A 12,352-nucleotide genomic window follows, 5' to 3' on the forward strand; every position below is an offset into this window, starting at 1 on the left:
CAACCGCCGTCTATCGCGTTAGAATGGGTATAAATATTCTTGAGCGCTGTATATACGGGCGCCACACCGCGCGCCCAGCCAAGGAGAAACGCATGTACTGCCCCTATTGCAAGCACACCGATTCGCGCGTTGTCGACTCCCGCACCACCGATGACGGCGCCGCCATTCGCCGCCGCCGCCAGTGCACCTCCTGCGCTCGCCGCTTTACCACGGTCGAAACCACCACCATTTCGGTGATTAAGCGTTCCGGCGTGACCGAGCCCTTCGACCGCTCCAAGATTGCCGCCGGCGTGCGCAAGGCCTGCCAGGGCCGCCCCGTGGGGGAGGACGACCTCGCCAAGCTGGCCCAGGAGGTCGAGGAGCTGATTCGTGCCCGCGGCCTGGCGGAAATTAACGCTCACGAGGTGGGCCTGACCATTCTGGAGCCGCTGTCGAAGCTGGACGCGGTCGCCTACCTGCGTTTCGCGAGCGTGTACCAGGCCTTCGAGAACCTTGAGGACTTTGAAGAGGCAATTGCCCGTCTGCGTGAGGACCGCATCGCCCAGTAACTGACTAGCAGAGTAACTAGTTAGCCCAGCCCAGCAACTAATGAGCTCAGCCGTTGCTACATGAGCGGCGGCATACAGAAAGGGGCTGTTCCCGAGATATCTATCTCAGGAACAGCCCCTTTAGCTGTAGCTACACTTTACGCCTCGCCGCGGCGCTTACGCTCGGGCAACATACCGCCGGCCCACAGCGCCGCACCCACAATACCCGCGTTGTTACGCAGGGCAGCCATGACCATGGGGGTACGAATCTGATCCTCAAAGTAGGGCATGAACTTCTCCGGGTTCTTGGAGATGCCACCGCCAATGATGAACAGGTCGGGGGAGAAGAGCATCTGAACGTGCTCGAAGTAGCGGTACAGGCGCTTGCCGTACTTCTTCCAGGACAGTTCGTGCACCTCGCGGGCGCGGGCAGAAGCCTGAGACTCGGCGTTGTGGCCGTCGAGCTCCAGGTGACCCAGCTCGGTGTTGGGGATCAGCACGCCGTCGTTGATGAGGGCGGAGCCGATGCCGGTGCCCAGGGTGATGACAGCGATCAGGCCGTCACGGTTACGGCCCTGACCGTAGGTTGCCTCAGCCAGACCGGCTGCGTCAGCGTCGTTGAGGCCGTAGACGGTGCGGCCGCCCAGCGCCTCGCTCATGACCTGCTCCAGGTCGGTGTTAATCCAGGAGTCGTCCACGTTCGCTGCGGAGAAGACCATGCCGTTCTTCACCACGGCGGGGAAGTCGATGCCGACGGCCGACTCGGGATCCGGAGCCAGGTCACGGCCCTGCAGCTCATCGACTACGCGGCGTACGACCTCGGCCACAGCCTCGGGGGTTGCGGGCTTGGGGGTGTCGATGCGGAAGCGGTCGGACACGAGGTCGCCGGTGCGCAGGTCAACGATGCCGCCCTTAATGCCGGTGCCTCCAATGTCCACACCAATCTGCAGGTCCTTGGGGGTGGGGGCGGGCAGCTCGGTGATGACGCCGGGCTCGGCGTAGTTAGCCATGATTTCCCTTTCTGTCCTCCGCGCTCGCGGAGGCACGTGTCTGTGATAACGAGTGATAATGAATCGATTCGGCGCGTTCGCCGAAAGAACTGGGCTGACCTAGGGGAGGGTCAGGATATCCGCGCCGTCGGCGGTTACCACGAGGGTGTGCTCAAACTGGGCGGTGCGCTTGCGGTCGCGGGTGACGACGGTCCAGTCGTCATCCCACAGATCCCACTGGATGGTGCCGAGGGTGAGCATGGGCTCGATGGTGAAAATCATGCCCTCGCGAATCTCGGTGTCGTAGGCGGGGGCCGCATCGTAGTGGGGGATGATGAGGCCCGAGTGGAACTCACGACCCACGCCGTGACCGGTGTAGTCGCGGACAACGCCGTAACCGAAGCGGGCGGCGTACTTCTCGATGACGCGGCCGATGACGTTCACCTGGCGGCCGGGCTTCACGGCCTTAATCGCGCGGTTGAGGGCCTCCTCGGTGCGCTCGACCAGCAGTCGGGACTCCTCGTCCACGTTGCCGATGAGCAGGGTCTTGTTGGTATCGCCGTGCATGCCGTCCAGGTAGGCGGTCACGTCCAGGTTGAGGATATCGCCGTCCTCCAACACCGTGGTGTCCGGAATACCGTGGCAGATGACCTCGTTCAGGGAGGTGCACACGGACTTAGGGTAGCCGCGGTAATCCACGGTCGAGGGGTAGGCGCCGTGATCGCAGATGTACTCGTGGACCAGCACGTCAATCTCGTCGGTGGTGGTGCCGGGCACGCAAATCTTAGATGCTTCAACGATGGCGCCGGCGGCAATCTTGCCGGCGGCACGGACCCGCTCAACTTCCTCGGGGGTGTACATGTTCGAGTCGTTACCCTCGTTGGCGGTGGGCTTACCCACGTACTCGGGGCGAACAATGTGCGAGGGGACCGGGCGCATCGGGCTGACGCGTCCGGGGGTCAGGCAACCGACAGGTGCGTGACCGGGTTCGGCGGGCAGGTTGTGCGAAGTATTCTTTTTGGTTGAAGACATAGCTTCATCTTACCGGGCTTAAGGGGTATCTGTCCGGTGCGGGGACGCGGAAAATCGGGCGAACCGAAACCCGTACCTTTTTCCCAGATTGTGAATAAAATTTCACGGCTGCCGGCGCCGGGACAGGGAACTCGGGAGAGGCCATGGAAGCGCGGTGCGTGAGGCCGCCCCTGCCTCGTTGCTACACGCGTACGCGTGTGAGATGCTAGACATACTGAATCAATACCGTCGAAGGAGCACCATGAGCAAAAACCACCTGGGCGAAGCCATCGAATCGGCAGTCGAAAAGACCCTGAACGCCGCCACCGAAGCTACCAGCCCCCGGGGCGAAGAGTACTGGTACAACCTCGCCACCGGTGAGGTTGAGCGCGGCCAGCAGAGCGCCGTGACCTCCCTCTGGGGCCCCTTCAAGACCTACGAAGAAGCCGCCCACGCCATGGACCGCGCCCGCGAACGCAACGAGGCGTGGGACAAGGACGGCGGCCTGCTCTAAAACGCAGCTCCACCCCTCAAGCGCTCAGGTTCTTGAACGTCCCGGGCGCTTGCACCTAGCAGAAGACCCCCGCACCCGGAAACACCGGGTACGGGGGTCTTTCTTCTAAAGCTTTTTTAAACCTCAAGCCTACTCAAAGGTGTGCTCGGCCGCCGGGAACTCGCCCGAACGCACCTGATCGCGGTAGGCGCGGGCGGCGTCCTCCATGACCTTGCCGATCTGCGCGAACTGCTTCACGAAGCGCGGCACGCGGCCCTCGCGCAGGCCCATCATGTCCTGCCAGACCAGCACCTGACCGGTCGTCACGTTCGAAGCACCAATACCGATGGTCGGCACCGCGCCCACGGCCTCATCCACGCGGCGCGCAACCTCCGCGGTCACCATCTCCATGAGCACGCAGAACGCGCCGGCCTCAGCCAGGGCAACGGCATCCGCAAGGACGCGCTCGGCGGCCTCGCCGCGACCCTGCACGCGGAAGCCACCCAGGGCATGCTCCGACTGCGGGGTGAAACCAACATGCGCCACCACCGGAATACCGGTACGCACCAGGGCGCGAACCCACTCGGTCATCGAGGCATCCGCCTCAATCTTGACCGCGTGCACGCCGCCCTCCTTCATGAGGCGAACCGCGCTCGCCACCGCCTGCTGCGGCGACTGCTCGTAGGAGCCAAACGGCAGGTCTGCGACCACCATGGCGCGGGAGGCACCGCGAGAAACCGCCGCAGCCAGCGGAATCATTTCGTCCAGGGTAATGGTCAGGGTCGATTCGTAACCGAGCACCACGTTCGCCGCGGAATCGCCCACCAGAAGCATCTCGATACCTGCGCGGTCAAAGACCTGCGCCGTCAGAGCGTCATAACAAGTCAGCATGGAGAATTTCTGCCCGGCCGCCTTCGCCTGCGCCAGGTGCACGGTGCGCACCTTCTTGACGGTATCGAGGTCAAAAGGCTTCGATGCAGAAGCGGGCGCGGGAGCAGCCGCGGAGGTAGCGGCGGACTGTGCCGCGTAGGGCGAAGAGATCTCGGAAGAACGCTCAGTAGTCATGCTGACTATTCTAACCCTGCGCGGCCTCAACCTAGCGCACCGCTCACCGTGCAGGAAGCACGCCTAGTTCCAGATGAGGTTGATGTAGTAGGTCGGGAACGACGCATTCGTGTTCTTGCGCAGAAGCTCCGGAATGGCGAGGGCGGCCTCCTCGAACTCGCGCGGCAAATCGCGCTGAAGGAGCGCCTGCTGCACCATGGCATCCCAGTAGACCTGCATGACCGAGTAGTTGCAGACCTCCTGCACCACGTCCGCGGCGTACGATTCCCACGCCTTCAATGCTTCATCCTCCGGACCGAAGAACCCCTCGTAGCCCTGAGAGAGGCCCTTATCGCAGGCGCTCACCGCGTTCTTCGAGTACTGCAACCAGTAGCTGCGGCTCAGCTCATCCGAACTGTTGAAAGTAAACGCCTCATAGTCTGCCTTCAGCAGGGCGTAAGATGCCTGAATCGAACCGGCCAGCGGGGCGTGCGATGAGAAGACAATAACGTCCAGAAGGGCGGCGATGTACTCCATCTGCGCCTTCTCGTGGGCCATGCCGGAGGGCCGCGCCGACTGCGCGTAAAGCTGCACGAGGGCGTCCACGGAATTCACGAAGCGCTGAACGTCGGCCGTAGCCTTCACCATCAGATTCAGTAGGCGCTGAACACGCTGGTAGTCTTCGGCTACCTGCGAGAACAGACCGTAGGGCAGCACGCCTCGCTCCGAAGCCACCGCCGCCAGCACCTGGGCCGTCAAGCGCTGACTCTCCGCTTCAGCCCTCGCCACGCTCAGCAGTAGGGCACCACAATAGGCCAAAGCACGGCGATCCACCAGCTGGGGCTGCTGCTGATGCAGCGGCAGAAGGCGCTCGTGAATCTGCCGGAAAATCGCGCTCTGCGCCAGGGCCTTCTGGCCCAGCTCCCCGGTCTTCAGGCGCACGGTATTCGCCGAGAAACCGCGCGGGGTAAAACGGCGGGCGTCCTCGGCGGCAAAGGGCGAATAGGGGCGGCTCATCAGCGGCTGCAGCAGCGACATCGTGGTAAACAGCGAGAAACGGGCCGATACCGGGTACAGAGAATCTGGGTAGCTCGGCGCATCCACCGCGTTCACTCGCTCCGTGCACAGCGTCAGCCAGGTCTGCTCCACCGACTTCGGCGAATAGGCAGGTGTGCCGATGCCCAGGATGCTCTCACCAAAGGCCTCCGAGGGAATCTTGCCGGGGTTCATCTGGCGCAGCTGCATCTGCGCCAGCGCCAGCTCCACCGTGTAGTTCGTGCGGCGCTTCTTGCCCGCCTCGTCAAGATTCTGGAAAGGACGCACCGCCGCAATCTTCTGGGCGCGCGCCTGAGTATGCAGCTCCTTGTTCATCGCGAATTGCTGCGGGTTGCGCTGAATCATTTTCGACACCGCGTAGGCGCTTTTCCCGTTCAGCTTCTCACGGCGTTGAGCGCCCTCAGCTGAGAGCGCGTCGTACTTGCCGCGCGTCGCCTGCACGTAGCAGGAGCGAATCAGCTGAAGGGGCAGGAAGAAGAATGCAAACTTCCACGACCAGGTGAAGAGAACAATGGGGATCACGGCGCTCGACCCGACGCGACCCGTGTAACCGAGCCAATAGAGCTCCACGGCCGCACCAATCAGCGCGAACAGCGTCACGGTACGAGTCTTAAACGCGATGCGGGAGGGGCGATCCAGCAGGTAGGTCGTGCCGCCAGACTTGTTGTTCCTCATGACCAGCGGGCCAAACGCGGCAATCACCATGAGGCAGGCCAGGTAGATGACGAAGAAAACAATCGGTGCCGCGACCAGCAACAGCCACTCTAAACCGGTGGGATCGGCACCCACGATGCCGGCCGCCAGCGGAATCTGCGCGACTGAAGAGAGAGGAAGGGAATGTAGCATACGTCCATTATGGCAAGGGGAACGTGGGGGCACCGCGCGGACGGTCATCTGCCGGTATTTCGGACGAGCCCCGAAGGGGAAAACCGGAAGAGACGGGCCGAACGGGGGAGGGGAGCGCACGAGGCACCGGGCCTTGACTGGAGAGCCCCGCTACGAGAATTTACACAAACGAAACCTCGCGCCCGCCCCTTACGCCGCCGAACCCGATAGGCTAGAGAGACAAGGAACAGACACCCGGTGCTCGCGCCCCGCAAGGATGCACCCCGACGCACCGGCACCCCAAGCGAGAGGCCACCCATGGACCGCCAACAGGAATTCGTACTGCGCACCATCGAAGAACGCGACATCCGCTTTATCCGCCTCTGGTTCACCGACGTGGTGGGAACCCTTAAATCCGTCGCGCTCGCACCCGCCGAGGTTGAAAGCGCCTTCGACGAGGGCCTGGGCTTTGACGGCTCCTCCATCGAGGGTTTCTCCCGCGTCTACGAATCCGACATGCTACTGCAGCCCGATCCCTCCACCTTCCAGATTCTGCCCTGGCGTGGTGAGGAAGACATCACCTCCCGCATGTTCTGCGATGTGCTCACCCCCGACGGCGAAGTCAGCGCCTCTGACACTCGCGGCGTGCTCAAACGCGTGCTCAACAAGGCCGCCGAGATGGGCTTCACCTGCTACACCTCGCCCGAAATCGAGTTCTACCTGCTGGAGTCCTCCAAGCTCGGCGCCGACGGCTTCCCCGTGCCCGTGGACCACGAATCCTACTTCGACCACACCCCCGGCGGCATCGTGCAGGAATTCCGCCGCAAGGCCGTGACCATGCTCGAAGAGGTCGGCATCTCCGTGGAATTCAGCCACCACGAAACCGGCCCCGGCCAGAACGAAATCGACCTGCGCCACGCCGACGCCCTGCAGACCGCGGACAACGTCATGACCTTCCGCACCGTCGTCAAGGAGGTCGCCTACTCGCAGGGCATGTACGCCACCTTCATGCCCAAGCCCTTCACCAAGTACGCCGGCAGCGGCATGCACACCCACTTCTCCCTCTTCGAGGGCGACACCAACGCCTTCTTCGAGGCCGGCGCCGAGTACCAGCTCTCCAAGACCGCGCGCCACTTTATCGCGGGCATCCTCAAGCACGCCCCCGAGTTCACCTCGGTGACCAACCAGTTCATCAACTCCTACAAGCGCCTCTGGGGCGGCGGCGAGGCACCCTCCTACGTCTCCTGGGGCCACAACAACCGCTCCGCCCTCGTGCGCGTGCCCCTGTACAAGCCGAACAAGATGCAGTCCGCCCGCATCGAGTACCGCGGTCTCGATTCGGCCTCCAACCCCTACCTGGCCTACGCCGTGATCCTGGCTGCCGGTCTGAAGGGTATCGAAAACGAGTACCCGCTCATGCCCGCCGTGACCGAGGACCTCGCCGCGATGACCAACGCCGAGCGTCGCGCGATGGGCTACAACCCGCTGCCCGCATCCCTGCGCGAGGCCATTAACATCACCGAGGAATCCGAATTCATGGCGGAGGTCCTGGGCGAGCAGGTCTTCGACCACTTCCTGCGCAACAAGCGTGCCGACTGGGATCTGTACCAGGCACAGGTGACCCCCTACGAGCTCAAGTACAACCTCGGAATCCTCTAAATTGAGTGACTGCTGACGGAACAGGGCGGTACCCGCTACCGGTGACATACCGGCGGGTACCGCCCGCAGGCCTATCAGCTTCACTTTTCGCTGCCGATTTTTACCGCCGATTCTTTACCCTCCACTCAAGGTTTTCTACCCACGGATTTCTACCCACAGTTCTCACGCTATGACTGACAGCTCCCACTACCCGCCCACCGGGCTGATTCGCATCGTCGACCCGGCCAAGGAACCCAAACCCATCAGCGATATCGCCCCCGAGGTACTCGACGAAGCCCAGCGCGCCGAAGCCGAACGCAAGGCCCAGTTGCGCCTGCGCACCCGCATGATTGCCGCGGGCTTCCACGACCCCTCCAAAGCCGAACGCTGGCTCAACGCCCCCGAGCTGGCCTCGGTCTCGCAGGATGCGCTCCTGAGCGGCCTGCGCCTCTCGCCCTCCCCGGACACCGCGCTACCGGCCCTCGTACGCCTCATCGAGAAGCATCCGGCAGTGGCCGAGCGCGCCAACCGCGGCGAGGAAGAATTCGGCATGTACCGCATACTCGGCGCCTCCCAGGCGGTGGGGGATTTCCTCTACCGCCGCCCCGAGCTCATCGACCCGCTCTTCGACACGCAGGTGTACCCGGCCGAGAGCGCCCTGATTCGCTCCCAGCATCCGGCCTCGATTCTGCCGGAGACCGACGGGGAATTTCTGACCCCCATCGCTCCGCTGGACACCCCCTACCGCCACGATATCCTCACCGCCCTGGGCGCCGACCCGCACTCGGAGCGTCCGCGCGCGGCCGCCGAACAGACCGGCAAGGACGGCTACGTGACCCTGCGCGTGGCCTACCGGGCCGCCCTAGCGCGCATCGCCATGATTGACGTGTGCTGCGAAGACCCGGTAGAGATGATGCCGACCATCGGCCGCCACCTCGCCGATTTGGCCGCCGCCGCGCTGGAGGGTGCGCTCGCCATCGCGCGCACCGAGGTGGCGGAGGGGCTGGGCCCGGGCCTGGCGGCTCCTCGCCGCGGTGAGGCCGTGGACGCCCTGGACCTGGCGATTATCGGCATGGGCAAGTGCGGTGCCCGCGAGCTGAACTACATCTCCGACGTTGACGTGGTGTACGTGGTTGCGCCCGTGGAACCCGCCGCCGCTGGCACCGCACCCAGCGCCGGGGCAGAGGGGGAGAGCGCCCCGCTCAAGCTCACCGAGAACGAATGTTCCACCATCGGCACGGAACTCGTGCACGCCCTCACCCGCGCCATCATGGGCCCCGCGCCCGAGCCCGCCCTCTGGGAGGTCGACGCGAACCTGCGACCCGAGGGCAAGGACGGCCCGCTCGTGCGTACCGTCGAATCCTACGTTCAGTACTACAAGCGCTGGGCGGAAAACTGGGAGTTCCAGGCGCTTCTCAAGGCGCGTCCCATCGCCGGTTCGGCGCAGCTGGGTGCCCGCTACGCCCGCGCAATCGACCCCTTCGTCTGGGAGTCTGCCGCCCGTGAATCCTTCGTGGAATCCGTGCAGGCCATGCGAGCCCGCGTGACCGACAATATCCCCTCGCACCAGGTGGACCGCCAGATTAAGCTGGGCCCGGGCGGCCTGCGCGATATCGAGTTCACCGTGCAGCTGCTGCAGCTCGTGCACGGCCGCACCGACCCCGCGGTGCGCACCAAGTCCACGGTGGACTCTCTCGCAGCGCTGACGGCGGTCAGCTACATCAGCCGCACCGACGCCGAGGCGTTCAGCCGCGATTACAAGAAGCTGCGCGTGCTGGAGCACCGCATCCAGCTGCAGCAGCTGCGCCGCACCCACCTGATGCCCGATAAGGAAGCCGAACAGCGCGCTCTTGCCCGCTCGATTCTCTCTCCGGAACGCAACGGCACGCTCTCTGCCGAGCAGATGCTCAAGGCGTGGCAGAAAATTAAACGAAACGTCCGTTCTCTGCACGAACGGATCTTCTTCCGCCCGCTACTCGCCGCCGTCTCCACGCTCAGCCGTGACGAGGTGGTCCTCAGCGAGCAGGCGGCACAGGACCGTCTGGCCGCCCTCGGTTACCGCGACCCGCGCGGGGCCATGCGCCACATCAAGGCCCTCACCACGGGGCTTTCCCGCAGCGCAGATATTCAGCGGCACCTCATGCCCGTGCTGCTGGGCTGGTTCGCCCGCGGTGTGGATGCGGACGCCGGCCTGCTCGGCTTCCGCATCGTCTCCGAGTCGCTCGGTAGCACCAGCTGGTACCTGCGTATGCTCCGCGACTCGCCGGCCGCCGCTGAGCGCCTGAGTCAGCTGCTCTCCAGCTCGCGCCTCATGACCGACCTGCTGGAGGATGCCTCCGCCTCCATCGCCTGGCTGGACAAGGTCGACGACCTCAAAGCGCTGGGGGAGGAGGCCCTTGAATCCGAGATTTCCTCGCTGCTGGCGCGCCACGAGGACGCCGTCGAGGCGATGCGCGCCGTGCGCTACCTGCGCCGCCGCGAAACCCTGCGTACGGCCATGGGCTGGACGCTGGGCATCGTCGACATCGAGGACACCTGCGCCGGCCTGGCCGCCATTGACGAGTGCACGATTGACGCGGCGCTGCGGATTGCTCTGCGCGAGCTCCAGAGCACCGCGGAAGAATCCGAAGCCGGGGAGACGGCGGGGGAGCAACTACTTACTCGCATCGCCATCATCGGCATGGGTCGCCTGGGCGGGGCCGAGAACGGCTTCGGCTCCGACGCGGATGTTATGTTCGTACACGAACCTCTCGAAGGGGTCGACGAGGACGCCGCGCAGGAACAGGCCGCGCGCATCGTGAACCGCACCCTCGCCCTGCTCAAGCAGCCCGTCAAGCCCCCGATTCGCGCCGAACGCCCCCTCGAAGTGGACGCCGACCTGCGCCCCGAAGGCAAGCAGGGTGCCATCGTGCGATCGTTGGACTCCTACCGCTCCTACTACGAGCGCTGGGCCGAAACCTGGGAGTTCCAGGCGCTCACCCGAGCCCGCCCCATCGGCGGCGACCCCCAGCTCGGCGAGGCCTTCGTGGAGCTCATCGACCCGTACCGCTACCCGGCCACCTTCACGCCCGAGCAGGTGCAGCAGATTCGCCGCATGAAGGCGCGCGTGGAGAACGAACGCATGCCTCACGGCGCCGACCGCACCCGCCAGCTCAAGCTGGGCCGCGGCGGCCTGTCGGACGTTGAGTGGCTCGTGCAGCTACTGCAGCTGCGGCACGCGCACGCGGTGCCGGGCCTGCGCACCACCTCCACGCTGAAAGCGTTGGATGCGGCGGTCGAGGCGGGCCTGGTCACCGCCGAGGACGCCGAGGTGCTCAGCGGCGCATGGTTGCTCGCCACGAAGATTCGCGGCGGCAACGTGCTACGCGGCGTGCGCCAATCCGACACCCTGCCCTCGGGTCGCGCCGACCTTGAGGCCATCGCGCGCTGGTGCGGATACCCCGCCGGCAGCGCCCGCGCCCTCGAAGAGGACTACCTGCGCCAGACCCGCAACGCCCGCAAGGTCTACGAGCGGCTCTTCTTTGACGAGGCCTAGAAAGGAACGAATCCTAGAAAAACCAGCCTGATATTTTCGTTGCTGCGGTTTTCATATGGGAGGGGCGAGGAATCAAAATTGGTTCCTCGCCCCTTTTACGCGCCCCACAGAAGTCTTTCGAGGTGACAGAATTTTCCGCGAGTGTTCCGCATCGAGTGTTGGTGAGGGCAGAACGGCTCCGGCCTCGAAATGCATAAATGTGACTGGCACCATGAAAATAAATTTTGTTGACCCCCGTCGAAAATGAGTCAAAATGCCCTGTTTTAGCCCGGAATTTCGCGGAACGCGGGGTGTTGTGCGAAGGATTTGGCAAACACTCAAAAACCCCGTATAGTATTTACCTGTCAGCACGACGGAGCGAAAAACTCCTCGGAATGATTCAAATTGAATACGCTGATATGCGGTTGTAGCTCAGTTGGTAGAGCACCACCTTGCCAAGGTGGATGTCGCGAGTTCAAGTCTCGTCAACCGCTCGTAAGGACTCCAAGAGTTCGAACGCGTTCCCCTCGGGGAGCGTATGCGGTGAGGTGGTCGAGTGGTTAGGCAGCGGCCTGCAAAGCCGTGTACGCGGGTTCGAATCCCGTCCTCACCTCGCAACAAAACAACTGTTTTGTGAGCGCGATTGGCGCAGCGGTAGCGCGCTTCCCTGACACGGAAGAGGTCACTGGTTCGATCCCAGTATCGCGCACAGATAAGGCCCTTAGCTTTCGAGCTAAGGGCTTTTGTGTTTAAGTTTTCATTTTCTTGGTTTGCAGAGGGATAGTGCCCTCCTTGTTCCTACAGGGGACCCGCCCTCGCTTCGCTCGGGCACCCTGATGTCACGACGGAGGACACCATCCCTCTGCCCCGTAGGTAAAACACTCGACCCCGGTTCAGTAAGGGCAGGGCTTGCGTGCGCGATACCGGCATAACGAACTTAAGGGGGGAGGGGCTGTTGCCCTCTCAATCTTTTGCTGGCTCCGCCAAGCCTGTTTTGTGACGCTCGCCCCGCTCCGTGTCCCCGATGTCACGACGGAGGGTACCATCCCTCCGCCCGCATGTAAAACACTCAGCTCCAGTTCCGTAAAGGGCTAGGCTTGGGTGCGCGATACCGGCATAACGAACTGGAGGGGGAGGGGGCTGTCGCCCTTTTGGCCTTTTGCTGGCTCCGCCGTGTCTGTTTCGTGAGGCCTGCGCCTACACACTTCCTCCGCGCCGTCGCAGGGAACCCGCCCTCGCTTCGCTTCGGGCACCC

General features: G+C 63.9%; 8 protein-coding genes and 3 tRNA genes. 7 read left to right on the forward strand and 4 right to left on the reverse strand.

What is annotated here, in order from left to right; genetic code table 11:
- Window positions 1–92: 92 nt before the first annotated feature.
- Window positions 93–548, forward strand: a complete 456-nt coding sequence (nrdR, locus tag HMPREF2944_RS05815) for a transcriptional regulator NrdR (protein WP_005506525.1) — start codon at window positions 93–95, stop codon at window positions 546–548.
- Window positions 549–685: 137 nt separating this feature from the next.
- Here the strand turns inward: nrdR and ppgK are convergent, their stop codons facing one another.
- Entirely contained in the window at window positions 686–1,537 is an 852-nt protein-coding gene (ppgK, locus tag HMPREF2944_RS05820; RefSeq protein WP_049346112.1) for a polyphosphate--glucose phosphotransferase, read from the reverse strand.
- A gap of 99 nt (window positions 1,538–1,636) precedes the next feature.
- Complete coding sequence (gene map / locus HMPREF2944_RS05825) at window positions 1,637–2,548, reverse strand: type I methionyl aminopeptidase (RefSeq protein ID WP_049332674.1); 912 nt, start codon at window positions 2,546–2,548, stop codon at window positions 1,637–1,639.
- 241 nt (window positions 2,549–2,789) lie between these two features.
- Here map and HMPREF2944_RS05830 point away from each other — a divergent pair, with 241 nt between their 5' ends.
- Entirely contained in the window at window positions 2,790–3,041 is a 252-nt protein-coding gene (locus HMPREF2944_RS05830) for a hypothetical protein (RefSeq protein ID WP_080974937.1), read from the forward strand.
- 129 nt (window positions 3,042–3,170) lie between these two features.
- On the opposite strand, the gene panB is transcribed toward HMPREF2944_RS05830, so the two are convergent.
- Both panB and HMPREF2944_RS05840 read right to left on the reverse strand, forming a co-directional pair.
- Window positions 3,171–4,085 (reverse strand): 3-methyl-2-oxobutanoate hydroxymethyltransferase, encoded by a 915-nt coding sequence (gene panB / locus HMPREF2944_RS05835; protein WP_070681439.1) that lies wholly within the window; start codon window positions 4,083–4,085, stop codon window positions 3,171–3,173.
- A 63-nt stretch (window positions 4,086–4,148) separates the two neighbouring features.
- Window positions 4,149–5,966, reverse strand: a complete 1,818-nt coding sequence (locus HMPREF2944_RS05840) for a geranylgeranyl pyrophosphate synthase (protein ID WP_070681444.1) — start codon at window positions 5,964–5,966, stop codon at window positions 4,149–4,151.
- Window positions 5,967–6,263: 297 nt separating this feature from the next.
- Here HMPREF2944_RS05840 and glnA point away from each other — a divergent pair, with 297 nt between their 5' ends.
- The 5 genes from glnA to HMPREF2944_RS05865 all read left to right on the forward strand — a co-directional run bounded on the left by glnA (window position 6,264) and on the right by HMPREF2944_RS05865 (window position 11,806).
- Window positions 6,264–7,604: a type I glutamate--ammonia ligase gene (gene glnA / locus HMPREF2944_RS05845; protein WP_049332678.1), complete on the forward strand. Its 1,341-nt coding sequence runs from the start codon at window positions 6,264–6,266 to the stop codon at window positions 7,602–7,604.
- A gap of 169 nt (window positions 7,605–7,773) precedes the next feature.
- A complete protein-coding gene (locus tag HMPREF2944_RS05850) occupies window positions 7,774–11,118 on the forward strand; it encodes a bifunctional [glutamine synthetase] adenylyltransferase/[glutamine synthetase]-adenylyl-L-tyrosine phosphorylase (protein WP_210398457.1) in 3,345 nt (1,114 codons plus the stop codon).
- Window positions 11,119–11,518: 400 nt separating this feature from the next.
- Window positions 11,519–11,591, forward strand: a tRNA-Gly gene (locus HMPREF2944_RS05855).
- 48 nt (window positions 11,592–11,639) lie between these two features.
- Window positions 11,640–11,710: transfer RNA gene (locus tag HMPREF2944_RS05860), tRNA-Cys, on the forward strand.
- A gap of 24 nt (window positions 11,711–11,734) precedes the next feature.
- A tRNA-Val gene (locus tag HMPREF2944_RS05865) sits at window positions 11,735–11,806 on the forward strand.
- Window positions 11,807–12,352 lie beyond the last annotated feature (546 nt).

This window comes from Rothia sp. HMSC072E10 (genome assembly GCF_001813965.1).
Classification (GTDB): Bacteria; Actinomycetota; Actinomycetes; order Actinomycetales; family Micrococcaceae; genus Rothia; species Rothia mucilaginosa_A.

Coding starts and splice junctions, on each gene's coding strand:
- nrdR (WP_005506525.1), top strand. CDS start 93: ATGTACTGCCCCTATTGCAAGCACACCGATTCGCGCGTTGTCGACTCC.
- glnA (WP_049332678.1), top strand. CDS start 6,264: ATGGACCGCCAACAGGAATTCGTACTGCGCACCATCGAAGAACGCGAC.
- panB (WP_070681439.1), bottom strand. CDS start 4,085: ATGACTACTGAGCGTTCTTCCGAGATCTCTTCGCCCTACGCGGCACAG.
- HMPREF2944_RS05850 (WP_210398457.1), top strand. CDS start 7,774: ATGACTGACAGCTCCCACTACCCGCCCACCGGGCTGATTCGCATCGTC.
- HMPREF2944_RS05840 (WP_070681444.1), bottom strand. CDS start 5,966: ATGCTACATTCCCTTCCTCTCTCTTCAGTCGCGCAGATTCCGCTGGCG.
- ppgK (WP_049346112.1), bottom strand. CDS start 1,537: ATGGCTAACTACGCCGAGCCCGGCGTCATCACCGAGCTGCCCGCCCCC.
- map (WP_049332674.1), bottom strand. CDS start 2,548: ATGTCTTCAACCAAAAAGAATACTTCGCACAACCTGCCCGCCGAACCC.
- HMPREF2944_RS05830 (WP_080974937.1), top strand. CDS start 2,790: ATGAGCAAAAACCACCTGGGCGAAGCCATCGAATCGGCAGTCGAAAAG.